Source organism: Enterobacter sp. RIT418 (assembly GCF_003057745.1).
In the GTDB taxonomy this organism is placed as follows: Bacteria; Pseudomonadota; Gammaproteobacteria; order Enterobacterales; family Enterobacteriaceae; genus Enterobacter.
Window position 1 is genome coordinate 170929 of record NZ_QBJD02000007.1, and the last position, 26150, is coordinate 197078.

The 26150-nt window shown below is 59.1% G+C and carries 20 protein-coding genes and 1 riboswitch; of the genes, 6 read left to right on the forward strand and 14 right to left on the reverse strand.

Annotated elements, in window-relative coordinates:
- Nucleotides 1–24 precede the first annotated feature (24 nt).
- The 6 genes from rluA to araB form a co-directional block, all read right to left on the reverse strand.
- Complete coding sequence (rluA, locus tag DBY73_RS10525) at nucleotides 25–684, reverse strand: bifunctional tRNA pseudouridine(32) synthase/23S rRNA pseudouridine(746) synthase RluA (protein WP_112011092.1); 660 nt, start codon at nucleotides 682–684, stop codon at nucleotides 25–27.
- Between the two features lie 12 nt (nucleotides 685–696).
- Nucleotides 697–3603, reverse strand: coding sequence for an RNA polymerase-associated protein RapA (gene rapA, locus DBY73_RS10530; RefSeq protein ID WP_112011093.1), 2907 nt, complete (start codon nucleotides 3601–3603; stop codon nucleotides 697–699).
- Between the two features lie 129 nt (nucleotides 3604–3732).
- On the reverse strand, nucleotides 3733–6084 hold the full coding sequence (gene polB, locus DBY73_RS10535; RefSeq protein WP_112011094.1) for a DNA polymerase II: 2352 nt from the start codon (nucleotides 6082–6084) through the stop codon (nucleotides 3733–3735).
- A 212-nt stretch (nucleotides 6085–6296) separates the two neighbouring features.
- Nucleotides 6297–6992 carry an L-ribulose-5-phosphate 4-epimerase gene (gene araD / locus DBY73_RS10540; RefSeq protein ID WP_025758012.1) on the reverse strand — a complete coding sequence of 232 codons (696 nt, stop codon included), beginning with the start codon at nucleotides 6990–6992 and terminating at the stop codon, nucleotides 6297–6299.
- Nucleotides 6993–7039: 47 nt separating this feature from the next.
- Nucleotides 7040–8542: an L-arabinose isomerase gene (gene araA / locus DBY73_RS10545; protein ID WP_112011095.1), complete on the reverse strand. Its 1503-nt coding sequence runs from the start codon at nucleotides 8540–8542 to the stop codon at nucleotides 7040–7042.
- Between the two features lie 10 nt (nucleotides 8543–8552).
- Entirely contained in the window at nucleotides 8553–10262 is a 1710-nt protein-coding gene (gene araB / locus DBY73_RS10550) for a ribulokinase (protein ID WP_112011096.1), read from the reverse strand.
- A gap of 335 nt (nucleotides 10263–10597) precedes the next feature.
- Between araB and araC the strand changes: the two genes are divergently transcribed.
- Nucleotides 10598–11443 carry an arabinose operon transcriptional regulator AraC gene (gene araC / locus DBY73_RS10560; RefSeq protein WP_112011098.1) on the forward strand — a complete coding sequence of 282 codons (846 nt, stop codon included), beginning with the start codon at nucleotides 10598–10600 and terminating at the stop codon, nucleotides 11441–11443.
- Nucleotides 11444–11571: 128 nt separating this feature from the next.
- Complete coding sequence (locus DBY73_RS10565) at nucleotides 11572–12339, forward strand: DedA family protein (protein ID WP_112011099.1); 768 nt, start codon at nucleotides 11572–11574, stop codon at nucleotides 12337–12339.
- Nucleotides 12340–12476: 137 nt separating this feature from the next.
- Here the strand turns inward: DBY73_RS10565 and thiQ are convergent, their stop codons facing one another.
- The 4 genes from thiQ to sgrR form a co-directional block, all read right to left on the reverse strand.
- Nucleotides 12477–13178 (reverse strand): thiamine ABC transporter ATP-binding protein ThiQ, encoded by a 702-nt coding sequence (gene thiQ / locus DBY73_RS10570; RefSeq protein WP_112011100.1) that lies wholly within the window; start codon nucleotides 13176–13178, stop codon nucleotides 12477–12479.
- Entirely contained in the window at nucleotides 13162–14772 is a 1611-nt protein-coding gene (gene thiP, locus DBY73_RS10575) for a thiamine/thiamine pyrophosphate ABC transporter permease ThiP (protein WP_112011101.1), read from the reverse strand. The genes thiQ and thiP overlap by 17 nt, the downstream gene beginning before the upstream one ends.
- Complete coding sequence (gene thiB, locus DBY73_RS10580) at nucleotides 14748–15731, reverse strand: thiamine ABC transporter substrate binding subunit (protein WP_112011102.1); 984 nt, start codon at nucleotides 15729–15731, stop codon at nucleotides 14748–14750. Before thiB ends, thiP begins: the two co-directional genes overlap by 25 nt.
- Nucleotides 15732–15762: 31 nt before the next feature.
- Nucleotides 15763–15863: riboswitch (TPP riboswitch) on the reverse strand.
- A 36-nt stretch (nucleotides 15864–15899) separates the two neighbouring features.
- Nucleotides 15900–17555, reverse strand: a complete 1656-nt coding sequence (sgrR, locus tag DBY73_RS10585; protein ID WP_112011103.1) for an HTH-type transcriptional regulator SgrR — start codon at nucleotides 17553–17555, stop codon at nucleotides 15900–15902.
- A gap of 88 nt (nucleotides 17556–17643) precedes the next feature.
- On the opposite strand from sgrR, the gene sgrT reads away from it, so the two are divergent.
- The 3 genes from sgrT to DBY73_RS10600 all read left to right on the forward strand — a co-directional run bounded on the left by sgrT (nucleotide 17644) and on the right by DBY73_RS10600 (nucleotide 19465).
- Entirely contained in the window at nucleotides 17644–17796 is a 153-nt protein-coding gene (gene sgrT / locus DBY73_RS10590; protein ID WP_112011104.1) for a glucose uptake inhibitor SgrT, read from the forward strand.
- Between the two features lie 120 nt (nucleotides 17797–17916).
- Nucleotides 17917–19095, forward strand: coding sequence for a sugar efflux transporter (locus DBY73_RS10595; protein ID WP_112011105.1), 1179 nt, complete (start codon nucleotides 17917–17919; stop codon nucleotides 19093–19095).
- Between the two features lie 217 nt (nucleotides 19096–19312).
- Nucleotides 19313–19465 (forward strand): Hok/Gef family protein, encoded by a 153-nt coding sequence (locus DBY73_RS10600; protein ID WP_045907789.1) that lies wholly within the window; start codon nucleotides 19313–19315, stop codon nucleotides 19463–19465.
- Between the two features lie 91 nt (nucleotides 19466–19556).
- On the opposite strand, the gene leuD is transcribed toward DBY73_RS10600, so the two are convergent.
- The 4 genes from leuD to leuA are packed head-to-tail and all read right to left on the reverse strand — an operon-like array spanning nucleotide 19557 to nucleotide 24238.
- Complete coding sequence (gene leuD / locus DBY73_RS10605; RefSeq protein WP_112011106.1) at nucleotides 19557–20162, reverse strand: 3-isopropylmalate dehydratase small subunit; 606 nt, start codon at nucleotides 20160–20162, stop codon at nucleotides 19557–19559.
- A 10-nt stretch (nucleotides 20163–20172) separates the two neighbouring features.
- Complete coding sequence (leuC, locus tag DBY73_RS10610) at nucleotides 20173–21573, reverse strand: 3-isopropylmalate dehydratase large subunit (RefSeq protein WP_112011107.1); 1401 nt, start codon at nucleotides 21571–21573, stop codon at nucleotides 20173–20175.
- A 2-nt stretch (nucleotides 21574–21575) separates the two neighbouring features.
- Complete coding sequence (gene leuB / locus DBY73_RS10615) at nucleotides 21576–22667, reverse strand: 3-isopropylmalate dehydrogenase (RefSeq protein ID WP_112011108.1); 1092 nt, start codon at nucleotides 22665–22667, stop codon at nucleotides 21576–21578.
- Nucleotides 22667–24238 (reverse strand): 2-isopropylmalate synthase, encoded by a 1572-nt coding sequence (gene leuA, locus DBY73_RS10620; protein ID WP_112011109.1) that lies wholly within the window; start codon nucleotides 24236–24238, stop codon nucleotides 22667–22669. Before leuA ends, leuB begins: the two co-directional genes overlap by 1 nt.
- Before the next feature lie 816 nt (nucleotides 24239–25054).
- On the opposite strand from leuA, the gene leuO reads away from it, so the two are divergent.
- Nucleotides 25055–25999, forward strand: coding sequence for a transcriptional regulator LeuO (gene leuO / locus DBY73_RS10630; RefSeq protein ID WP_112011111.1), 945 nt, complete (start codon nucleotides 25055–25057; stop codon nucleotides 25997–25999).
- Nucleotides 26000–26150 lie beyond the last annotated feature (151 nt).

The following is a 26150-nucleotide window of genomic DNA, read 5'->3' on the forward strand; positions in this document are numbered from 1 at the left end:
GCCCGACAGCGTCGGGCCATTTTTTTAGAAGTCGACAGGTGCCTTGAACGTCATGGCATTGCCAAAGGCCGGATGCGTAACGGTCAGCGTCTGCGCGTGAAGCTGCAGGCGGCTCGCCATGGCCAGCGCTTCAGGCGGCGCGTAGAAACGATCGCCCAGAATCGGGTGGCCCAGCGCCAGCATATGCACGCGCAGCTGGTGCGAGCGCCCGGTAATGGGCTTAAGCAATACGCGCGCGGTGTTATCCGGCGCGTACTCCAGCACCTCGTACTCGGTTTGCGCCGCCTTGCCGGTTTCATAGCAGACCTTTTGCTTAGGCCGGTTCGGCCAGTCGCAGATCAGCGGTAAGTCCACCAGCCCTTCCGCGGGATGTGGGTGCCCCCACACGCGCGCCACGTACTGTTTTTTCGGCTCGCGCTCGCGGAACTGACGCTTCAGCTCGCGCTCCGCCGCCTTGTTCAAAGCCACTACAATCACGCCGCTGGTGGCCATATCCAGACGATGGACGGATTCGGCCTGCGGATAGTCACGCTGAATGCGCGTCATCACGCTGTCTTTATGTTCCTCCAGACGTCCCGGCACGGACAGCAGGCCGCTCGGCTTGTTGACTACCATAATATGCTCATCCTGATACAGAATGACCAGCCACGGGTCCGTCGGCGGATTGTAGGGCTCCATTACCATTTTTCGCTCCGCTTACTGATGCGTAACAACGATCAGACGCAGCGCGTCCAGACGCCAGCCCGCCTGATTCAGGCTTTCCAGCACCTGCTGGCGGTTGCTTTCAATCGCCGCCAGCTCATCGTCGCGGATGTTCGGATTCACCGCTTTTAGCGCTTCCAGGCGCGACAGCTCGGCAGAGAGCTTCTCGTCGGCCTCGGCTCGCGCGGCATCGATCAGCGCACGGGCTGCTTTCTCAGCCTGGACTTCGCCCTGCTGCAGAATGGCATGCACGTCCTGCTGGACCGCGTTGACCAGCTTGCTGCCCGTATGGCGGTTCACGGCGCTCAGCTGGCGGTTAAAGCTTTCGAACTCCACCTGGCCCGCCAGGTTGGTGCCGTTCTTATCGAGCAGCAGGCGTACGGGAGTCGCCGGCAGGAAGCGGTTAAGCTGCAGCTGCTTCGGCGCCTGGGCTTCCACCACGTAGATCAGCTCCAGCAGCAGCGTGCCGACCGGCAGCGTTTTGTTTTTCAGCAGGGAAATCGTGCTGCTGCCGGTGTCGCCGGAGAGGATCAGGTCCAGACCATTGCGGATCAGCGGGTGTTCCCAGGTGATGAACTGCGCGTCTTCGCGGGACAGCGCGACGTCGCGTTCAAAGGTGATGGTACAGCCGTCCTCCGGCAGGCCCGGGAAATCCGGCACCAGCATGTGATCGGACGGCGTCAGGACGATCAGGTTCTCGCCGCGATCGTCCTGGTTGATCCCCACGATGTCGAACAGGTTCATGGAGAAGCTAATCAGGCTGGTATCGTCATCCTGCTCTTCGATGCTTTCAGCCAGCGCCTGTGCTTTCTCGCCGCCGTTGGAGTGGATCTCCAGCAGGCGATCGCGCCCCTGTTCCAGTTGGGCCTTCAGCGCGTCGTGTTTTTCACGGCAGGCTTTGATCAGATCGTCAAAGCCTTCGGTCTCTTCCGGCGCGGCCAGGTAGCCAATCAGGTCGCCGTGGACCTGGTCGTAAATGGTGCGGCCCGTCGGACAGGTGTGCTCAAACGCGTCCAGCCCTTCGTGGAACCAGCGCACCAGCACGGACTGGGCGGTTTTTTCCAGGTAAGGCACGTGGATCTGAATATCATGCGCCTGGCCGATGCGGTCCAGACGGCCGATGCGCTGCTCCAGCAGATCCGGGTTAAACGGCAGATCGAACATCACCAGGTGGCTGGCGAACTGGAAGTTACGGCCTTCGGAACCGATCTCCGAGCACAGCAGAACCTGCGCGCCGCTGTCCTCTTCGCTGAACCACGCCGCGGCGCGGTCGCGCTCAACGATGGACATGCCTTCGTGGAAGACGGCGGCGCGAATGCCTTCACGCTCGCGCAGAACCTGCTCCAGCTGCAGCGCGGTGGCGGCTTTCGCGCAGATCACCAGCACCTTTTGCGAGCGGTGTGCGGTCAGGTAGCCCATCAGCCACTCTACGCGAGGGTCGAAGTTCCACCATGTGCCGGTATCGCCTTCAAACTCCTGGTAAATCTGTTCCGGGTAGAGCATGTCACGGGCGCGATCTTCCGCGCTTTTGCGCGCGCCCATAATGCCGGAAACTTTAATGGCCGTCTGGTACTGGGTCGGCAGCGGCAGCTTGATGGTGTGTAATTCGCGTTTCGGGAAACCCTTCACGCCGTTACGGGTGTTACGGAACAGCACGCGGCTGGTGCCGTGGCGGTCCATCAGCATATCGACCAGCTCTTTGCGCGCGGATTCCGCGTTGTCGCTCTCGCTGTTGGCCGCCTGCAGCAGCGGCTCAATGTCCTGCTCGCCGATCAGGTCGCTCAGGGTATTCAGCTCGTCGTTTGACAGGCGGTTGCCCGCCAGCAGCAGCGCGACGGCGTCGGCAACCGGACGGTAATTATTTTGTTCTTCCACGAACTGCGCAAAGTCGTGGAAACGGTTCGGGTCCAGCAGGCGCAGGCGGGCGAAGTGGCTTTCAAGGCCCAGCTGTTCCGGCGTTGCGGTCAGCAGCAGGACGCCAGGCACGCGCTCGGCAAGCTGTTCAATCGCCATGTATTCGCGGCTTGGGGCATCTTCGCTCCAGACCAGGTGGTGAGCTTCGTCAACGACCAGCAGGTCCCACTCGGCGTCACACAGGTGCTCCAGGCGCTGCTTGCTGCGGCGCACGAAGTCCAGGGAGCAGATGACCAGCTGTTCGGTGTCAAACGGGTTATCCGCGTCGTGCTGGGCTTCCGCGTAGCGCTCGTCGTCAAACAGCGAGAAGCGCAGGTTGAAGCGGCGCAGCATTTCCACCAGCCACTGGTGCTGCAATGTTTCAGGAACCACAATCAGCACGCGCTCGGCCGCGCCGGAGAGCAGCTGCTGGTGCAGGATCATCCCCGCTTCAATGGTTTTCCCCAGGCCCACTTCATCTGCCAGCAGCACGCGCGGCGCGTGGCGGCGGCCCACGTCATGGGCGATGTTGAGCTGGTGGGGGATCAGGCTGGTGCGCTGTCCGCGCAGGCCGCTCCACGGCATGCGGTACTGTTCGCTCTGGAACTTACGCGCGCGGTAGCGCAGGGAAAAGCGGTCCATGCGGTCAATTTGCCCGGCGAACAGGCGGTCCTGCGGCTTGCTGAATACCAGCTTGCTGTCGAGCAGCACTTCGCGCAGGACGACGTTGGCCTCGTCGGTATCGAGGCGAGTCCCGATATAGGCGAGCAGTCCATTCTCTTCTTTTACGTCTTCAATCTTGAGCTGCCAGCCGTCGTGGCTGGTCACGGTGTCACCCGGATTGAACATCACGCGGGTCACAGGGGAGTCATTGCGAGCGTACAGGCGGTTTTCACCGGTGGCGGGGAAAAGGAGGGTAACCATGCGCGCATCGACTGCCACCACGGTTCCCAATCCAAGTTCGCTTTCTGTATCGCTGATCCAGCGTTGACCAAGTGTAAAAGGCATAGTTGTTCGGCTCTACTCTTTAATTGCAGGCAATAGTTCAACCGCCGTCGAAGAGTGACGGCCATCGAAAAATGGGTCCGGGAATGGAAAGGGCGCTATGGTACTGGATGGCAGCGCTTTCGTCACGCGTCAAAATAGGCCAAGTTGCCCTGTCACAAGTGTAGCAAAGTCGTCGTCAATAAAGGGCAAAATTCCCTCCGCAACCGGCTGAAGCTGACGCGTCAGGTAGTGATCGTAATTGAGCGGCGAGCGTTGGTAATCAACGGGTTCCGGGCCGCCGGTTGTCCAGACGTATTTAATGGTTCCCCGGTTTTGATACTGCGGCGCGCGGCCCCGCTTAACGTTCTCTTCATCCGCCAGCCGCGCGGCGCGCACGTGGGGCGGAACGTTACGCTGGTACTCAGCCAGCGGACGGCGCAGGCGTTTACGATACACCAGCTGGTCATCCAGCTCGCCTGCCATCAGGCTGGCGATGGTTTCGCGCACGTAGTCCTGATAGGGCTCGTTGCGGAAAATCCGTAAATAGAGCGTCTGCTGAAACTGCTGCGCCAGCGGGGTCCAGTCCGTGCGCACCGTCTCCAGCCCTTTGAAGACCATCCTCTGCGTATCGCCTTCCTGGATCAGCCCGGCATAGCGCTTCTTGCTGCCCTGGTCGGTGCCGCGAATGGTCGGCATCAAAAAGCGGGCAAAATGGGTTTCGAACTCCAGCTCGAGCGCGCTGGTTAAGCGCTCTTTTTGCAAACTTTCACGCCACCAGTCGTTGACGTAGGCCACCAGCGCCTTGCCGATGCGGGCGGCGTCCTCTTCCGAATGCGCGCTTTTCAGCCACACGAACGTTGAGTCGGTATCGCCGTAGATAACGTCATAACCCTGAGATTCAATCAGCGCTTTGGTCTGGCGCATGATCTCATGCCCGCGCATGGTAATAGACGACGCCAGGCGAGGGTCGAAGAAGCGGCAGGCGCTGGTGCCGAGCACGCCGTAAAACGCGTTCATGATGATCTTGAGCGCCTGCGAGAGCGGCTTGTTGCCGTGGCGTTTCGCCTCGTCGCGGCCGTGCCAGATGTTGCCCACTATTTCCGGCAGGCAGTGTTTTTCCCGCGAGAAGCGCGCGCCCAGGAAGCCTTCGGTGCTGTGCTCGTCGTCCGGCTGCGCCATCCCTTCGATCAGCCCTACCGGGTCTATCAGGAAGGTGCGGATAATCGACGGATACAGGCTTTTATAGTCCAGTACCAGAACTGAATCATATAGCCCGGGCCGGGAGTCCATGACGTACCCGCCGGGGCTGGCCTGTGGCGGCACGTCGCCGAGGTTGGGCGCAACGTAGCCCGCGCGATGCATGCGGGGAATATAGAGATGGCCGAAGGCGGCAACCGATCCCCCGTGCCTGTCGACCGCCAGGCCGTTCACCGTCGCGCGCTCCAGCAGAAACGGCATGATCTCGGTTTTATGGAATATCTGCGTAACCAGCTCGCAGTCCTTCAGGTTATAGGTGGCCAGCGCCGGTTTGTCTTCGTGAAAGCGGCGGTCGATTTCGTCCATCCTGTCCCACGGGTTATCGATAGATTTGCCTTCGCCAAGCAGCTCCCGGGCCACGGCTTCCAGAGCGAAAGAGGAGAAGTTCCAGAAGGCGGACTTCAGCGCCTCAATGCCGTCGATAATCAGGCGGCCGTTGGCCTGGGCGAAGAACACGCCGTTCTTAAAACCGTGCTCGCGCCACTCCAGCTCGCTATTTCCGCGCCCCAGCATCAGCGGAATGCGGTAGCGCTCGGCGTGTTTTTGCAGCACGCGCAGGTCAAACTGCACCACGTTCCAGCCGATCAGCACGTCCGGGTCGTGCTCGGCAAACCACTGGTTAAGCTTCTCCAGAAGCTGCGGACGGCTGCTGACGTACTCCAGCTGGAAGTCGAGCTGTGACGCGTCGCCGTTCGGCGGACCGAGCATGTAGACAACGCGCTGCCCGCAGCCTTCCAGGCCAATGCAGTACAGTTCACCGTGGCGGGTGGTTTCGATATCCAGGGAGACCCACTTCAGCGGCGGGCGATAGTGCGGGTTCGGCTTCAGGCGCGCGTCGACGAGCCTGCCGTTCCGTAAGGCGCCATCGACCCAGACGGGCGCGGTGATAAAACGCTCCATCAGAAAACGTTCCGGCGGACGAATATCCGCCTCGTAAAGCGTGATGCCCGCCTCGCGCAGCAGCTTTTCATAGCGCATCAGCTGGCGATGGGCGCGGCAGTACAGGCCGTAGACCGGCTGGCGGTGGAAATCCTTCAGCCCGAGCGGGGTAATGCGCCAGCCGTTTTCCCCGCGAAGCAGCTGTTTCACTTTTTCAACGTGCGCTTCAGGAATAAACGCCACGGATTCCTGCGGCGGCAGCGTGACGTTCAGCGGGCCGCTGTCCGTGGCCAGCCAGAACTCAACTTCCGTCCCCTGAGGCGTGTCCCGCCAGTGTCGGGTCAGTAAAAAGCCTTCTTGCGCCACGCCGTTATCCCAGAAAACAAACCAGGCCTGATTATAGCCTGGTTAAAGGGTTTTGGCTGGGGTTTTATACAGTTATATGTTAACGACGGCCCCTCACCCCGCCCTCTCCCCACGGGGGAGAGGGAGAAAATCCAGACCTGCTCTAACGTTGATTACCGCACTGGCCAGTCCCCTCTCCCCCGTGGGGAGAGGGTTAGGGTGAGGGGTAAGGATTACTGCCCGTAATACGCCTTCGCGCCGTGCTTACGCAGGTAGTGCTTATCCAGCAGGGTTTGCTGCATATCCGGGAGCTGCGGCGCCAGCTGGCGGCAGAAGATTCCCATATAGGCCACTTCCTCCAGCACGATAGCGTTATGCACCGCGTCTTCCGCATTTTTGCCCCAGGCAAACGGTCCGTGGGAGTGCACCAGCACGCCCGGCATCTGCGCCGCGTCGATCCCCTGTTTCTCGAAGGTTTCGACAATCACGTTGCCGGTTTCCCACTCGTATTCACCGTTGATTTCAGCGTCGGTCATCAGGCGCGTGCAGGGGATGGTGCCGTAAAAGTAGTCCGCGTGCGTGGTACCCGTGGCCGGAATGGACTGACCCGCCTGCGCCCAGATGGTGGCGTGACGCGAATGGGTATGCACGATGCCGCCGATGGTCGGGAACGACCGATACAGCAGACGGTGGGTAGGCGTATCGGAGGAGGGTTTTTTGTTGCCTTCCACCACTTCACCCGTTTCGATGCTGACCACCACCATATCGTCTGCCGTCATCACCGTGTAATCCACGCCCGAAGGCTTGATCACGAACACGCCTTTTTCGCGGTCAACGGCGCTGACGTTGCCCCAGGTTAGCGTCACCAGGTTATGTTTCGGCAGCGCCAGGTTTGCCTCGAGCACCTGTCGTTTGAGATCGTCTAACATTGTTGTCTCCCTGCCCGGTGAACGCGGTGCCACCGGGCATTCAGGCCTTAGCGTTTCGAACCGTAATAGACTTCGTTCCAGCGCAGCGCGTCTTTGAACGCTGGCAGGCGGGTGTCGTTATCAATCACGGTCAGTTCGATATCGTGCAGCTCGGCGAACTGACGCATGTCGTTCAGATCCAGCGCGTGGCTGAACACCGTATGGTGCGCGCCACCGGCGACGATCCAGGCTTCGGACGCGGTAGCCAGATCCGGCTGCGCTTTCCACAGGGCGTTGGCGACCGGCAGTTTTGGCAGAGAGTGCGGCGTTTCAACCGCATCCACGCAGTTGACCAGCAGGCGGAAGCGATCCCCCAGATCGATCAGGCTGGCGTTGATGGCCGGGCCGGTGCGGGTGTTGAAGATCAGACGGGCGGGATCGGCCTTGCCGCCAATGCCGAGGTACTGCACGTCAAGAATCGGTTTCTCTTCCACCGCAATAGACGGGCACACTTCCAGCATGTGCGAGCCGAGCACCAGGTCGTTGCCGTTTTCGAAGTGATAGGTGTAGTCCTCCATAAAGGAGGTGCCGCCCTGCAGACCGGTTGACATCACCTTCATGATGCGAAGCAGGGCGGCGGTTTTCCAGTCGCCTTCGCCCGCAAAGCCGTAGCCCTGCTGCATAAGACGTTGTACCGCCAGGCCCGGGAGCTGCTTCAGGCCGTGGAGGTCTTCAAACGTTGTCGTAAAGGCGTGGAAGCCGCCCTGTTCCAGGAAGCGCTTCATGCCCAGCTCGATGCGCGCCGCGTCCAGCACGTTCTGGCGCTTGTCGCCGTGGATTTGTGCCGCAGGCGTCAGGCGGTAGCTGCTTTCATATTCGTCTACCAGCGCGCTCACGTCGCCGTCGCTGATTTCATTGACCACCTGCACCAGATCGCCCACCGCCCAGGTGTTGACGGAGAAGCCGAACTTGATCTGCGCCGCGACTTTATCGCCGTCGGTGACCGCCACTTCACGCATGTTATCGCCGAAACGCACGACCTTCAGGTGGCGGGTATCTTGTTTAGACACCGCCTGACGCATCCACGAGCCAATACGCTGCTGCGCCTTGCCATCCTGCCAGTGGCCGGTGACCACCGCGTGCTGCTGGCGCATGCGCGCGCCGATAAAGCCGAACTCGCGGCCGCCGTGCGCGGTCTGGTTCAGGTTCATGAAGTCCATGTCGATGCTGTCCCACGGCAGGGAGGCGTTGAACTGAGTATGGAACTGCAGCAGCGGTTTGTTGAGGATTGCCAGGCCGTTGATCCACATTTTGGCCGGGGAGAAGGTGTGCAGCCACACGACCATCCCGGCGCATTTGTCGTCGTAGTTGGCCTCGCGGCAGATGTTGGTAATTTCGTCCGGCGTTGTACCCAGGGGTTTCAGCACCAGCCTGCACGGCAGTTTTGCTTCCGCGTTGAGGGCATTAACGACGTGCTCGGCGTGTTTCGTCACCTGCTGCAGCGCTTCCGGCCCGTACAGGTGCTGGCTGCCAATCACAAACCACACTTCATAATTATTAAAAATGGTCATCATCGTGTCCTTAATGGGTCAGGGTTGCCGTCGTGTCCGCGGTGTGTTTTGACGGGGCGGCGACAGGGAGATAGTGGAGTTCCGCGCTTTTCGCCCACTGCTGGTAGCGCTGATAGAGTTGTTCGAATCGTTGGGCCTGCTCTGCACGCGGCTGGAGCGTGTTTTCGACGGCGCTGGCCATATGCTGTTGCGCGGTGGGGATATCTGCATGAACGCCCGCGGCGACGGCGGCGAAAATCGCCGCGCCCAGCGCGCAGCATTGATCGGAAGCGACAATCTGCAGCGGACGGTTGAGCACGTCGCAGCAGGCCTGCATGATCACCGGGTTTTTACGGGCGATGCCGCCCAGCGCCATCACGTTGTTGACGTCGATGCCCTGGTCGGTGAAGCACTCCATGATGGCGCGCGCGCCGAAGGCCGTTGCGGCAACCAGGCCGCCGAACAGCGCAGGCGCGTCGGTCGCCAGGTTGAGATCCGCGATCACCCCCTTCAGGCGCTGGTTAGCAAACGGCGTGCGTCGGCCGTTAAACCAGTCCAGCACTACCGGGAGATGGTCGAGAGACGGATTTTTCGCCCAGGCTTCCGTGAGCTGCGGCAGGAGCTGCTTTTTGCTCTCGTCGATCTGGGCTTTCAGTTCAGGATGCGCCGCCGCCAGCCGATCCAGCGGCCAGCCCAGCACGCGACCAAACCAGGCATAGATATCGCCAAACGCGGACTGGCCGGCTTCCAGACCGATGAAGTCCGGCACCACGCTGCCGTCAACCTGGCCGCAGATGCCTTTTACCGCGCGGTCGCCCACGCTGGCCTTGTCGGCTATCAGGATGTCGCAGGTCGAGGTGCCGATAACTTTCACCAGCGTGTTGGGCTGCGCGCCCGCGCCGACGGCGCCCATATGGCAGTCGAACGCGCCGCCGGAAATCGCTACGTTTTGCGGCAGGCCGAGGCGCGTCGCCCACTCCTCGCAGAGCGTGCCCACCGGCACGTCGGCGGTGAAGGTGTCGGTAAACAGCGGGTAGGTCAGGCTGTTGTTGAGGATCGGGTCGAGCTCATCGAAGAAGGCGGCCGGCGGCAGGCCGCCCCAGCCTTCATGCCACAGGGATTTATGCCCGGCGCTGCAGCGGCCGCGGCGGATATCCTGCGGGCGCGTGGTGCCGGAAAGCAGCGCGGGGACCCAGTCGCAAAGCTCCACCCACGATGCCGCAGCCTGCGCTACCGCCGCGTCCGCGCGGGTCACGTGCAGGATTTTGGCCCAGAACCATTCGCTGGAGTAAATGCCGCCGATATAGCGCGAGTAGTCCGTTTTGCCTGGCTGATGGCACAGGCGGGTGATGGCTTCGGCCTCATCAACGGCGGTGTGGTCCTTCCACAGCACGAACATGGCGTTCGGGTTGTCGGCAAACTCCGGGCGCAGCGCCAGCACGCGGCCTTCGGCATCTATCGGAGCGGGGGTAGAGCCGGTGCTGTCGACGCCGATGCCGACAATCTCCGCGCGCTGCGCGTCGGTCAGTTCAGCCAGTACGGTTTTGATGGCCGCTTCCATCGACTCGATGTAGTCGCGCGGATGGTGGCGGAACCGGTTGTTTGGCCCGTCGCAGTAGCGCCCCTCTTGCCAGCGCGGGTACCACTCAACGCTGGTTGCTATCTCCTGGCCGGTTGAACATTCCACCGCCAGGGCGCGAACCGAGTCGCTGCCGAAATCGAGGCCAATCGCAATTGCCATGGTGTTACTCCATAAAAAACAGGTATGGAGGAACATTAGAGACTGGGGGCAAAAATCGTCAGGCAGTATTCGCTAATCTTATGGACTAAATTGCTGTAGCAACGGAAAGTGTGACGCTGTGCAAATAATCAATGTGGACATTTCTGCCGTAGTTATAGACACTTTTGTTGCTGCCGAATCGCCATTGATGAAGGATAAATTCGCGGAGAAGGCGGTAGCACGGTGAAGGGAAAAGTGCAGCGAGCCATTTTGGACCTTTACCCACGCCGTTTTTAACCTGCTTTTATCGATATGGACAATTGGTTTCCTTCGGGACCGCCGGGAGAACTGAATTTATGGCTGAAACGCAAAACGATCCCCTGTTGCCTGGCTACTCGTTTAACGCGCATCTTGTCGCGGGGCTGACGCCCATCGAGGCGGAGGGCTATCTGGATTTTTACGTCGACCGACCGCTGGGGATGAAGGGCTATATTTTAAATCTCACGGTGCGCGGCGAAGGGGTGATTCAAAACGGCGACCAGCAGTTTGTCTGCCGCCCCGGCGACATCCTGTTGTTCCCGCCGGGGGAGATCCACCACTATGGCCGTCATCCGGAGGCGAAGGAGTGGTATCACCAGTGGGTCTATTTCCGCCCGCGCGCCTACTGGCAGGAGTGGCTCTCCTGGCCCGCGATTTTTGCCCATACCGGCTTTTACCGGCCCGACGACGCGCACCAGGCGCAGTTTCGCGAGCTGTTTGCGCAGATTATCGAGGCGGGGCAGGCGGGAGGGCGCTACGCCGAGCTGCTGGCGATCAACCTGCTTGAGCAGCTGCTGCTGCGGCGCATGGAGGCGATCAACGAGTCGCTGAACCCGCCGCTGGATAACCGCGTGCGCGATGCCTGCCAGTACATCAGCGATCACCTGGCCGATAGCCAGTTTGATATCGCCAGCGTTGCCCAGCACGTCTGTCTGTCGCCGTCGCGCCTGTCGCATCTATTCCGCCAGCAGCTTGGCGTGAGCGTGCTGAGCTGGCGGGAGGATCAGCGCATCAGCCAGGCGAAGCTGTTGCTCAGCACCACCCGTATGCCTATTGCGAGCGTGGGGCGCAACGTAGGGTTTGAGGATCAGCTCTATTTCTCCCGCGTCTTTAAAAAATGCACCGGCGCCAGCCCGAGTGATTTCCGCGCAGGTTGTGAATAAACGGTAAAGAAAAATAAACAAACAGGTGAACCTGCCCGGCAACCTGTAAACTATTCAGACAATTGTTGCCTTGACGCGACGCAGGGCGCTGAGCAGAATCGCTGATTCGTTTACCGATCGGAATCGTTATGCAGCCATTGCTGGAACATTTTATCACCCAGTCCGTTATGTATTCGCTCATCGCCGTGGCGCTGGTGGCGTTTCTGGAATCACTGGCGCTCGTAGGGCTTGTCCTCCCCGGCACCGTGATGATGGCGGGGCTCGGGGCGCTTATCGGCAGCGGTGAGGTCAACTTCTGGCAGGCGTGGATGGCCGGGATCGTCGGCTGCCTGCTGGGCGACTGGATCTCGTTCTGGCTGGGCTGGCGCTTTAAGAAGCCGCTGCACCGCTGGTCGTTTATGAAAAAGAACAAGGCGCTGCTGGATAAAACCGAGCACGCGCTGCATCAGCACAGCATGTTCACCATTCTGGTGGGCCGTTTCGTTGGGCCAACGCGTCCGCTGGTGCCGATGGTGGCGGGGATGCTGGACCTGCCCGTCGCGAAGTTCGTGGTGCCGAACATTATCGGTTGCGTGTTCTGGCCGCCGTTTTATTTCCTGCCGGGGATCCTGGCGGGAGCCGCGATTGATATTCCTGACGGTATGCAGAGCGGCGAGTTTAAGTGGCTGCTGCTGGGAACGGCGGTGCTGCTGTGGCTGGCGGGCTGGCTGTGCTGGCGGCTGTGGCGCAGCGCGAAAGCGAACGTCGATCGCCTGACGCGCTATCTTCCGCGCTCTCGCCTGTTGTGGCTGGCCCCGCTGACGCTGGGTGTGGCCGTGGTCGCGCTGGTCGCGCTGATTCGCCACCCGCTGATGCCGGTATATGGTGAGATTTTATTGAAAGTGGTCAGCCGTTAAGGACTTTTCCCTCTCCCCGTGGGAGAGGGTCAGGGTGAGGGCATCAGACGGCACAAGGTAAAAGCAAAACGGCAACCAGAGTTGCCGTTTTTAATGTTTGTACCCTCTCCCTGTGGGAGAGGGCTAGGGTGAGGGCATCAAACCGCACGAATGCCCAGCAGTGAAGATGCCCCCGCTCTACCGCTCAGCAGTTCTTCCGTCTTCCCATCCCACAGAATCCGCCCCTCGGCGACGACTACCGATCGCGGCGCAATCCGCGCGGCATCTTCTATGCTGTGCGACACCATCAGCATGGTGAGCTGCTGGCGCTGGCAGACGTCCTGCACCAGCGCCAGCATCTCCTGGCGCAGCGCCGGATCGAGCGCGGAAAACGGTTCGTCCAGCAGCAGCACCGGCTGCTCGCGCACCAGGCAGCGTGCCAGCGCCACGCGCTGGCGCTGGCCGCCGGAGAGCTCGCCGGGCAGACGGTCAATAAAATCCCCAATCCCCATCTGTGCGGCGATGGTCTCGAGCTTTTGCCGCTGGGCGGCGCTGAGCTTCATGCCCGGGTGCATCCCCAGGGCGATGTTCTGCCGCACCGTCAGGTGGGTAAACAGGTTATTTTCCTGAAACAGCATTGAAACCGGACGCCGCGCGGGAGGCGTACGGGTATGATCCTGATTTTCTATCAGAATCGACCCGCTCGCCGGCTGCAGGAAACCGGCAATCAGGCTGAGCAAGGTGCTCTTGCCCGCGCCGCTGGGGCCGAGGATCGCGATCGTTTCACCCTGTTTCACCGACAGCGTGAAGCGCATCGGCAGATGCTGGTAGAGCCAGGTCACATCAATCAGTTTTAACATCACGCCCCGGAAGTTTTTCAATAACGGTAAATAACGCAAAGCACAGCAGCAGGAGCAGCAGCGCCGTGACGGCCCCGTCCTGGCTGCGGTAGGAGCCAATTTGCTGATACAGCCAGAATGGCAGCGTGCGGAAATCGTCACTGCCGAACAGCGCCACCACGCCAAAATCGCCCATCGACAGCACGCAGGCAAAGGCCAGCGCCTGCGCCAGCGGACGCTTCAGCGCGCGCAGTTCAACCACCTTCAGCCGCTGCCAGCCCTGCATCCCCAGCGACTGGCAGAGCAGACCGTAGCGGCTGTTCACGTCGCGCATTGGGTTTTCCAGCACTTTAATGGCGTATGGGATCGCCATCAGGGCGTTGGTAAAAATGACGATCCCGTCGGCGCTTTCCGGCAGGCCAACGGTACTGTTGAACAGCAAAAAGAAGCCCGTCGCCAGGACGATGCCCGGCATGGCCAGGATCAGCATCCCCGTCAGCTCCAGCGCTTGTCCAGCCCGGCGGGCCTGACGCGCGTAAAGCTCGCGGCTGCTCCAGAGCAGCATCATGGTCAGAAGAACACAGAGTACTCCCGCGGCGAGCGCGATGCGGACCGAGGTCCACGTTGCCTGCCAGAGCACGGGCTGGCGGAGCACGGACGCCAGGTTCAGATTGACGCCGTCGACAACGACAGCCATCAGCGGCGGCAGCAACAGCAGCAGGGCGAGCGCGATAAGGACTACGTCCGCGATGCGGCTGTGCAGGCTATCCTGCGGGTCGCGCCAGCCTGATACCTGATTGCTGCCGGGGTTAAAGGCTTTGCTCAGGCGCTGGGCGAGCAGCACCAGCGCCAGGCAGCAAACCATCTGCACCATCGCCAGCAGCGCGGCGCGGCCGGGATCGTAGTCATAGCTTAGCGCCTGGTAGATCGCCAGCTCAATGGTGGTGGCCTGCGGCCCGCCGCCGAGGGAGAGTACGGTGGCGAAGCTGGCGAAGCACAGCATAAAAATAAGCGCCGCGGTCGGCGGAATGTGCCGCCTTAGCCACGGCCATTCGACAAAGCGGAAGAACGAGACGCCGCGCATGCCGAGCTGGGCGGCAAGCTGGCGCTGCTCGCCGGGGATGCTTTCCAGCGCCTGCAGGAAGAGCCGCGTTGCCATCGGCATGTTGAAGAAGATGTGCGCCAGCAAAATGCCCTTCAGCCCGTAGGGTGAGAACGTCCACTCCAGGCCGAGAAAATGGAAGAGCGAGGCGAGCCAGCCCTGACGCCCGTAAACGCTCAGAATGCCAAACACGGCCACCAGAACGGGCAGGATCAGCGTCATGGCGCACAGGCGCAGCAGGGCCTGCCTGCCGGGAAAACGCCGGCGATAAAGCGCTCTGGCCAGAAAAATGGCCGGGATCGTCGACAGCAGGGCAGAGAGAAACGCCTGCCAGAACGAGAACCGGATAACGTGCCACAGATAGCCGTCGTGCCAGAACGCGAGAAGGTTGCTCTCCGGCGTGTTGAACCACAGCGCAAGAAATGCCCCGAGGCTCACCGCCACCATCAGCACGGCGGCAAGCAGCCCGGGGAGTAGCCAGCCGGGGATCAACGGCTGACGGCGCGTTGCCATTCACTTACCCATGCTGCGCGCTGCGCGGCGACCTGCTGCGGCGTAAACTCCAGCGAGGTTTTTGGCTTAGTCAGCCGATTAAATCCGGCGGGAAGCGTGACGTCGGTGACCGGATACATCCAGTTGCCCGTCGGGATTGCTGTCTGGAACGCCGGGGAAACCATAAATTTCAGGAACTTTTCGGCCAGTTCCGGCTGCTTGCTGGCGGCGGTTCGCGCGGCGACTTCTACCTGCAGATAGTGGCCTTCGGCGAAATCAGCGGCCGCGTAGTTGTCTTTCTTCTCGGCGATGATGTGGTAGGCCGGAGAGGTGGTGTAGCTCAGCACCAGGTCGCTTTCGCCTTTCAGGAACAGGCCGTAGGCTTCGCTCCATCCCTTAGTGACGGTGACGGTTTTGGCGGCCAGCTTCTGCCAGGCGTCAGGCGCTTTGTCGCCGTAGACTTTCTGCATCCACAGCAGCAGCCCCAGGCCCGGCGTGCTGGTGCGAGGGTCCTCGTAGATCACGCGCCATTTCCGATCGCTTTCAACCAGCTCTTTCAGGCTTTTCGGCGGGTTTTTCAGCCTGTTTTTGTCATACACGAAAGCAAAGTAGCCGTAATCGAACGGCACAAAGGTGTCATTCTTCCAGCCGCCCGGCACGTTCACGGCATCGGTCGCGACGCCGCTTTTGGCAAACAGCTTCGTTTGCGTGGCCGCGTCCAGCAGGTTGTTATCCAGCCCGAGCACCACGTCGGCCTTGCTGTTTTTGCCCTCCATGCGCAGGCGGTTAAGCAGCGATACGCCGTCCTCCAGCGCCACGAACTTCAGCTCGCAGCCGCAGTCGGCTTCAAAAGCTTTTTTGACCACCGGGCCGGGGCCCCAGTCGGCGGAGAAAGAGTCATAGGTGTAGACCGTCAGAACGGGCTTCGCGAACGCGGGCAGCGCAAACAGCGCCAGCAGGGGAAGACATTTTTTTAACACTTTGCACCTCAGGGTTGAGTGGCAAAGGATTTTGAGAGACAGCCTCAAATCCCTTCGCCGGCGTTATCCGGATCAGGTTCGACGGGTATTATCTCAGCGCACATCAGTGATGCAGCACCCCGTTGAGAACGGCGCTATTGTAATGATTTGGTGAATATTACGAAAGCGTTATGGCTCCGGCGGGGCAAACCAGGCGGATTTAAAATCAAACCAGCCCAGGGTGTTCATCCGCAGGCCGCGCATGCTGCGCTGGCCCTGAATCATCAGCCAGTGATGGATAAGCGGCACAATCGCCTGCTGCGCCAGCAATTGCTGGCACCAGGCGGCCAGGCTCATTTCGCCCGCACGCCACTGGGCAGCGTCCTGCTGCCAGTCACGGTCAATGCAGTGCTGGATCAGCGGCACTTCGTACAGGTGTGAAAAGAGCGAGAAATCAAGCGGCAGGGTGAAGTTGGCGCTGTTGAGCCAGATGTCGCTGACGATGTCTCCGCGGTGCCATTCGTCATAATCCACCTCCTGAATATCAAGGTGAACGCCCTCGGCGGCCAGCAGCTTGCTCATAATTCGGGCAATAAAGCGGTGCTCCACGTGGTCGCGGTAGTAGGTCAGGGTAATCGACTCAAGCCCGGCAGGCTTTTCTCCGTGCACGGGCCGGGCGTGGTGCCAGCGCGGCAGCAGGCCGTAGGCCGGGAACCAGTAGGTCTGGTATTGCTCTTCGGCCAGGTAGATCAGGTTGGACGGAGAGAGGATGTGGCTCACCCACCTGCGCACCTCTCGGCTGGCGCCTCGGCGGCTGCGGGCGTCAAACAGCAGGTAATAGCAGCCCTCTTCAAGACGGCTCTCCACGGCTTTTTCCCCGTCGGTTGGCCCTTCCAGCGTTAGGCCACAGCTCAGCTCTTCGCTGATCTCAGGCAGGACCCACACGTTGACTTCGTCGATCAGCGCGCGAAAGCCGAAGTAGTCGTCAAAGGCGCGGATTTTCAGCTGGTTGCTGGTGTTGCGCGTCACCGCGTAGGGACCCGTTCCTACCGGCTGGCTGGCAAAATGGGGCAGGGATGCCCATTCGCGCGGCAGGATCATCGACGGAACGTAGCCCATGAGCCACGGCAGCCACCGGTCCGGCTCGGTCAGTTCAATATCAATGGTCCAGGCCGTGGGGGAGTGGACGCGCGACACGTGGGCATACAGAGGAAGCGCGCGAGCCCGCTGAAGAGAGTCAATGACGTCGTCCATTTCCAGCTCGCGGCCGTGGTGGAAATGAATACCGGGACGTAAAAAAAAGCGCCAGTGGAGAGGGGAAAGTTGCTGCCAGTGGTGCGCGATATCGGCTTCCAGTTCCCCGTTTTCCTCATTTATCCGCGTCAGGCCGTTGAAGATCTGGCGGGCGATGTGGGTTTCCGAACGGCGCAGCGCCGTGCCGGGGAGCAGGTTTTTCATCGGGCGATAGTAGAGCACGCGCAGGATGTGCCGCCCCTGGCGAAAGCTGCGCCCAAGGTGCGAGACCAGCATCTGGCGGACGGCGGCCTTGTCGCCCACCAGCTGCACCAGCTGGTCGATGCGGTCCTGTTCCAGCAGATCTTCCGCGCGCTGCTGCTGTAGCGCCAGCCCGGTATAGAGGAAGGTCAGCCGCGATCGTTTCCCGCGTCCCGCCTCGGCTTCCCAGCTTAGCCAGCCCTGCTGCTGCATGGTGTTCAGCAGCGTGCGCATATGGCGTCGCGAGCAGCTCAGCAGGTCGGCCAGCTCGCTAAGCGTGGTCTCCTTCGTTTGCCCCTCGCAGCACTGCCAGAGGCGGATAAACTGTTGTTGCAGACGACCAGAGGGCATAAAAGAGGAACTCCTGACAAAAAACCAGCAATTTATTTATCCCTATATTAGGTCAATAATTCTTCTCGATGAAGTGAGGAGGTAAATTATGAAGAGGTCTACCGCACGTCAGTTTTATCAGCAGTACTTTTCAGCGACGAAGGGAGCGTCCTGGCTGGCCCGCCGGTGTGCAGAGCAACGGCTGAAAATGTTGGAAGATCTGATGCAGTGGGACGTTACGCAACCGACCTCTTCTCGCTAACTCGCCTCGATCATGTGTGACTGAGTATTGGTGCGAATCACCCGCCAGCAAAATGTTTTTGCTGGCTTTTTTCGTTTATCCTTTCACCCAATTTCGATTCCCTTTCACAAGGACTTGCGCATGCTGTGGTTGATGACGATGGGGCGACGCCTGAACGGCGTGTATGCCGCTTTTATGGTGGTGGCCTTTATGATGGGCGTAGCGGGCGCGCTTCAGGCGCCGACGCTGAGCCTGTTTCTCAGCCGCGAGGTTGGTGCGCAGCCGTTCTGGATAGGGCTGTTTTATACCGTTAACGCCATCGCGGGGATCCTCGTGAGCCTGTGGCTGGCGAAGCGCTCTGACAGCCAGGGGGATCGCCGACGGCTGATCCTCTTTTGCTGCGCGATGGCGGTGGGCAACGCGCTGCTGTTTGCGTTCAACCGTCATTACCTGACGCTCATTACCTGCGGCGTGCTGCTGGCGTCGCTGGCGAATACCGCCATGCCGCAGCTGTTCGCGCTGGCGCGTGAATACGCCGATAGCTCGGCGCGGGAAGTGGTGATGTTCAGCTCGGTAATGCGCGCGCAGCTATCGCTGGCGTGGGTGATTGGCCCGCCGCTGGCGTTTATGCTGGCGCTGAACTATGGCTTTACCACCATGTTTACCATCGCCGCCGGGATTTTTGTCATTAGCCTGGTGCTGATTGCCTTTGCGCTGCCGTCGGTGGCCCGCGTGGAACAGACGACGGATAAACCGATGACGGACGTGAGCGGCTGGCAGGACAAAAACGTGCGGATGCTGTTTATCGCCTCGACGCTGATGTGGACCTGCAACACCATGTACATCATTGATATGCCGCTGTGGATCAGCAGCGATCTGGGGCTGCCGGACAAGCTCGCGGGGATCCTGATGGGCACCGCGGCGGGGCTGGAAATCCCGGCGATGATTCTGGCGGGTTATTACGTTAAGCGCTTTGGTAAACGCAAAATGATGGTGGTTGCGGTGGCGGCGGGCGTGCTGTTCTATCTTGGGCTGATATTCTTCCATTCACGCGAAGCGCTGCTGGCGCTGCAGCTGTTCAACGCGGTGTTCATCGGAATTGTCGCCGGGATTGGCATGCTCTGGTTCCAGGACCTTATGCCGGGGCGGGCAGGGTCGGCAACGACGCTTTTTACCAACAGTATTTCGACCGGCGTGATTCTGGCTGGGGTGATTCAGGGCGCGCTGTCGCAAAGCTATGGGCACGGCGTGGTGTACTGGATGATAGCGGCGATTTCGCTGGTGACCCTGATTCTGACGTGTCGCGTTAGGGATGTCTGATTCTGGAAGGCCGCTTCACGAAATGAAACGACTTTATGACAGGTGCCGAGAAGGAGAATAGAGTGCGTGGCGGGTGCTTGAGGCTGTTTGCCTCAGGCTTTCGCAAGAGGCAAACAGTGGAGAGTCCCGCATCAATAAAACTGATGGGGAGACCAACTTCACAACCCACATTGCGAGGTTAGTCTCTTCGTTGCCGAAAAGCAATAAGGAGGCTGGAATGCCAAAACGTACTCTGCTGTTAGGTTTGTTTTTGATCTGTACGACGTTGTTGATCTTCACCTGGATGGTGCGCGACTCGCTCTGCGAGCTGCACTTCAGACAGGAAAAAACAGAGATGGCGGCAGTGTTGGCGTACGAAGCAAAACGTTAACGGTATGGGCGGGGAGTGTTCCCCGCCACTCCAGCGTGGTTGAGCCTCAACGCACCCTTATCAATGGCCCGCTCCGTGCGGGCCATTGCCTTTAGCCCATAAACGCGGGCTGCTTTTTCTCGTAGGCCGAGATAGCCTCTTCGTGCTGGAGCGTCAGGCCAATGCTATCCAGCCCGTTCAGCATGCAGTGGCGGCGGAACGCGTCAATGCTGAAGCCGTAGCGTTTATCGCCGGCTTTTACCTCGCCCGCTTCCAGATCCACTTCGAACGACATGCCCGGGTTCGCCTGAACCAGCGCAAACAGCTCGTCGACCTCGGCATCGCCCAGCGTGACCGGCAGCAGCTGGTTGTTGAAGCTGTTGCCATAAAAGATATCCGCAAAGCTCGGCGCGATAACCACTTTAAAACCGTAGTCGGTCAAGGCCCACGGCGCGTGTTCTCGAGATGAGCCGCAGCCAAAGTTTTCGCGGGCCAGCAGAATCGACGCGCCTTTGTATTCCGGGAAGTTCAGCACGAACTCCGGATTAGGCACTTCACCCTTATCGTCCAGGAAACGCCAGTCGTTAAACAGGTGTGCGCCAAAGCCCGTGCGCGTCACCTTTTGCAAAAACTGCTTAGGAATGATGGCGTCGGTATCGACGTTTGCGGCGTCCAGCGGGACAACCCGGCCCGTATGTTGGGTAAATTTCTCTGCCATGATTGTCTCCTTATTTCAGGCTGCGGATATCGGCAAAATGGCCGGTGACTGCCGCAGCGGCGGCCATTGCCGGGCTGACCAGGTGGGTGCGCCCACCGCGGCCCTGACGGCCTTCAAAGTTACGGTTGCTGGTGGAGGCGCAGCGTTCGCCCGGGTTCAGGCGATCGTTATTCATCGCCAGGCACATGGAGCAGCCTGGCAAGCGCCACTCGAAGCCGGCGTCGATAAAGATCTTGTCCAGACCTTCCGCTTCCGCCTGTGCCTTCACCGGACCGGAGCCTGGGACGACCAGCGCCTGAACGCCTGGCGCCACTTTACGACCTTTGGCAATCTCTGCCGCGGCACGCAAGTCTTCGATACGGGAGTTGGTGCAGGAGCCGATAAAGACTTTATCAATGGCGACATCGGTCAATGGCACGCCGGGTTTCAGCCCCATATAGGCCAGCGCTTTTTCCGCGCAGGCGCGCTCGACCGGATCGGCGAAGGACGCCGGATCGGGAACGCTGTCGTTAACGGAGATGACCTGGCCGGGGTTAGTGCCCCAGGTGACCTGCGGCGCAATGTCTTCTGCCTGCAGGGTAACGACGGTATCAAAGGCTGCGCCGTCGTCGGTTTTCAGGGTGGCCCAGTACGCGACCGCGTCGTCAAAATCTTTGCCTTTCGGCGCGTGCAGACGGCCCTTCACGTAGTTGAAGGTTGTCTCGTCCGGCGCGACCAGACCGGCTTTCGCGCCCATTTCAATGGCCATGTTGCACAGCGTCATGCGGCCTTCCATGCTCAGCGCCTGAATGGCCTCGCCGCAAAACTCAACCACGTGACCCGTGCCGCCCGCGCTGCCGGTTTTGCCGATAATCGCCAGCACGATGTCTTTCGCGGTGATCCCCGGCGCCGCTTTGCCTTTTACTTCGATCTTCATTGTTTTGGCGCGGCCCTGCTTCAGGGTCTGCGTCGCCAAAACGTGTTCAACCTCTGAGGTACCGATACCGAAGGCCAGCGCGCCAAAGGCGCCGTGCGTGGCGGTATGGGAGTCGCCGCAGACGATGGTCATACCGGGCAGGGTGATCCCCTGCTCAGGCCCCATCACGTGGACGATGCCCTGATACGGGTGGTTCAGGTCGTACAGCTCAACGCCAAACTCGCTGCAGTTCTTGATCAGCTCCTGCATCTGGATTCGCGCCATTTCGCCGGACGCGTTAATGTCTTTGGTCTGGGTCGAAACGTTGTGATCCATGGTCGCGAAGGTTTTACCCGGCTGACGCACCGGACGATTGTGCGCGCGCAGCCCGTCAAACGCCTGCGGGGATGTGACCTCGTGGACCAGATGGCGGTCGATATACAGCAGCGGGGTTTCGTTAGGCGCTTCGTAAACAACGTGCGCATCAAACAACTTTTCGTATAACGTCTTCGCCATGATTACACCCCTTCTGCGACATAGCGGGCAATGATATCGCCCATTTCATCGGTACTCACCGCCGCCGCACCGCGAGCTAAATCACCGGTACGGATGCCTTCTTCCAACGCGCGGTTAATGGCGTTTTCAATGGCGATTGCAGCATCACCTGCATCCAGGCTGTAGCGCAGCAGCAGCGCGAGGGACAAAATCTGCGCAATCGGGTTGGCGATGTTTTTGCCTGCGATATCCGGCGCGGAACCGCCCGCCGGTTCGTACAGGCCGAAGCCCTCTTCGTTGAGGCTGGCCGATGGCAGCATGCCCATGGAGCCGGTGATCATCGCACATTCGTCAGACAAAATATCCCCGAACAGGTTGGAGCACAGCAGCACGTCAAACTGAGACGGATCTTTGATCAGCTGCATGGTCGCGTTGTCGATGTACATGTGCGACAGCTCGACGTCCGGATACTGCTTGCTGATTTCGCTGACGATCTCGCGCCACAAAATAGACGACTGCAGCACGTTTGCCTTATCAATGGAGGTCACCTTGTGGCGACGCTTGCGCGCGGACGCAAAGGCAATGTGGGCGATACGCTCAATTTCGAAGCGGTGATACACCTCGGTATCAAACGCTTTCTCATGCTGACCGCTGCCTTCGCGGCCTTTCGGCTGGCCGAAGTAAATGCCGCCGGTCAGCTCACGCACGCACAGAATGTCGAAGCCGTTGGCGGCGATATCCGCGCGCAGCGGGCAGAACTCTTCCAGCCCCTGGTACAGCTTGGCCGGACGCAGGTTGCTGAACAATTTGAAGTGCTTGCGCAGGGGCAGCAGCGCGCCGCGTTCCGGCTGCTCTGCCGGCGGCAGGTGCTCCCACTTCGGGCCACCCACGGAACCGAACAGCACGGCATCGGCGTTTTCACACCCTTCAACGGTCGCTTTTGGCAGCGGCGTACCGTGGTTATCAATCGCAATCCCGCCGACATCGTAGTGGCTGGTGGTAATTTTCATCGCAAAACTCGAGCGAACGGCTTCCAGTACTTTCAGTGCCTGTGCCATCACTTCCGGGCCAATACCGTCACCCGGCAACACGGCAATATGGTAGTTCTTCGACATTACACGGTTTCCTTATTGTTCTCTTTATTCTGAGCCTTGCGTTGCAACTCTTTTTCAACTTCGGCGGCGCGCCAGATGTTGTTCAGGACGTGCACCATTGCTTTAGCGGAGGATTCGACAATGTCCGTCGCCAGGCCGACGCCGTGGAAGCGACGACCGTTGTGGTTGACGACAATATCGACCTGGCCCAGCGCGTTTTTGCCCTGGCCTTTCGCCGTCAGGTCATATTTGACCAGCTCAACGTCGAACTCGGTGACGCGGTTGATCGCCTGATAGATGGCATCGACAGGGCCGTTGCCGTTTGCCGCTTCGGCTTTAATCTCATCCCCGCACGCCAGCTTGACCGACGCGGTAGCGATGTCGCTGGAGCCGGACTGCACGCTGAAGTAATCCAGGCGGAAGTGCTCTGGCTCTTCCTGCTGCTTGTTAATGAATGCCAATGCTTCCAGATCGTAATCAAAGACCTGGCCTTTTTTGTCGGCCAGCTTCAGGAACGCGTCGTACAGCTGATCCATGTTGTAGTCGCTGTCCTTATAGCCCATCTCTTCCATGCGGTGCTTCACCGCCGCGCGGCCCGATCGGGAGGTCAGGTTCAGCTGCACCTGGTTCAGGCCGATGGATTCCGGCGTCATGATTTCGTAGTTTTCGCGGTTTTTCAGCACGCCGTCCTGGTGGATGCCGGAGGAGTGGGCGAACGCGCCGGTGCCGACAATCGCCTTGTTCGCCGGGATAGGCATGTTGCAGATCTGGCTGACGGTCTGGCTGGTGCGCCAGATTTCGTTGTGATTGATGCGCGTATTGACGTTCATGATGTCTTTGCGCACCTTGATCGCCATGATCACCTCTTCCAGCGAGCAGTTGCCCGCGCGCTCGCCGATGCCGTTCATCGCGCCTTCAACCTGACGCGCGCCGGCGTGGACGGCCGCAATGGCATTGCCAACGGCCAGGCCCAAATCGTCGTGGGTGTGTACGGAGATAATTGCCTTATCGATATTCGGCACGCGGTCGTACAGGCCGGTAATGATGTTGGAGAACTCAAACGGCATGGTGTAGCCGACGGTGTCAGGGATGTTGATCGTTTTGGCACCAGCACTGATGGCGGCTTCAACCACGCGGGCCAGGTCTTCAATCGGCGTGCGGCCCGCATCTTCACAGGAAAACTCAACGTCGTCGGTATAGTTGCGCGCGCGCTTGACCATGTAGACCGCGCGCTCGATCACCTCATCCAGCGTGCTGCGCAGCTTAGTTGCAATATGCATAGGCGAGGTGGCAATAAAGGTGTGGATGCGGAATGCTTCGGCCACTTTCAGGGACTCTGCCGCAACGTCGATATCTTTCTCAACGCAGCGCGCCAGTCCGCAGACGCGGCTGTTTTTAATGGTGCGCGCGATAGTTTGAACGGATTCGAAATCACCCGGAGAGGAGACGGGGAAGCCGACCTCCATTACGTCGACGCCCATACGCTCGAGTGCCAAGGCAATCTGCAGTTTCTCTTTCACGCTCAGGCTTGCCTGTAATGCCTGTTCGCCGTCGCGTAAAGTGGTATCGAAAATAATGACTTGCTGGCTCATGGGTTAGGTCCTTGTCTGTCCTGGGGCGCCTTGCTACGAGCATAAAAAAACCCGCGCAGCGGCGCGGGTTTTGAGTCTTACTGGAGACGATTCAGTTCTGAATTTCGCTCGCCAGCCTACCGCGCACAGTGGATGCGTTTAGTAGTAGTAGGCCGGTGAAACGAACGGTGCGAATCATGAATCATGCTCCTGTTAAATACGTGATGCCTTTAGTGGTACTGGATACGCTCGATCATGTCAACCCCTGACAATCAAAACGCCCCGGTTAGCTTAGGATGCTAATGAAAGTGCTTTAGCTAATTGTGCTGGTTTTTCGCTTTTCAGCGATTCGAATAGTCTAATTTTGGACTGAAAAACAATACTTGAATCATTTGAATATATTTCGTTGCAACCGCGACGGTATTTCAAGTGCTGCGTCGAATGCACGGAAAGTATATCAATTTCATTGAGTTATAGATTTCATGAATGTTTTTCGATCGGCGATGTTTGAACAGGATGAAGCAATAATGTTAAGCGAAAGATACGGTTCGATGGAAGAGTTTAATAATACTTAATATGTCTTTAATTTGCGGTCAGTTGTTTATTTGTCTGAGTTATGGTTTCATTTCATCGTTATCGTTTTTTATATCATTTTAAAGAGGAGAGCCCCCACGAGCGATCGGCAGGTAAGGGTCCTCTTTATATTCCTTTTTTCTTTATATATTCCGAATTTTAAATAATTCCCTTTTGCTAGTTATATCTGCATGGTAAATCATATATTTGGTGATTATCATTATGGTTCGGTAAAGGGAGTTTAGCGTGACAGTGGAGTTAAAAATGTCAGGAAATAATATTAATCAGCCTCAGGCCTATGATGGCGTAAAGCCTCAGTTGCGCACCGTCGATCTTAATCTGCTGACCGTCTTCGACGCCGTCATGCAGGAGCAAAATATTACGCGAGCGGCACAGTCGCTTGGCATGTCGCAGCCTGCGGTGAGTAATGCAGTTTCCCGGCTTAAGGTCATGTTTAACGACGAATTATTCGTTCGCTACGGTAGAGGGATACAGCCGACCGCGCGCGCGTATCAGCTCTTTGGCGCCGTTCGCCAGGCACTACAGCTCGTTCAGAACGAACTGCCAGGCTCGGGCTTCGAACCCTTAAGCAGCGAGCGCGTCTTTAATCTTTGCGTTTGCAGTCCCTTAGATAATTATCTGACCTCGCTTATATACAATAAAGTTGAGGAAATCGCCCCAAACATTCACCTCGTTTTTAAATCATCCTTAAATCAGAATACCGAGCATCAGTTACGCTATCAGGAAACGGAGTTTGTTTTGGGCTATGAAGAGTTCCGTCGTCCGGAATTTTCCTGCGTCCCGCTCTTTAAAGATGAAATGGTATTAGTTGCCAGCAAGAAACATCCGCGTATGAATTCTCCGCTGCGCGAAAGCGATGTCTATAACGAACAGCACGCGGTTGTTGCGCTCGATCGCTACGCGTCATTTAGCCAGCCGTGGTATGACACGCCGGATAAACAGGCCAGCGTTGCCTATCAGGGCATGGCGATGGTAAGCGTATTAAACGTGGTATCCCAAACGCATCTGGTGGCTATTGCACCGCGCTGGCTGGCCGAAGAGTTTGCCGAGCAGCTTAACCTGCAGATTTTGCCATTGCCGCTGAAGTTAAACAGCCGCACCTGCTACCTCTCCTGGCATGAGGCTGCTGGCCGTGATAAAGGCCACCAGTGGATGGAAGAGTTGCTTACCAGCGTCTGTCGTCGCTAGGCCATTCAGGGTAAACCGTATTAAAGACTGCGGTTTATCCTGTTATTTTTCTGAAGTGAAGTATTTTATTCTGTTGTGATTTTTTTCATTCCAAGAGGACGTCGTGAAAAATAGATGATTTCCTGATTCACCGTCCTTTTTAAACATGATT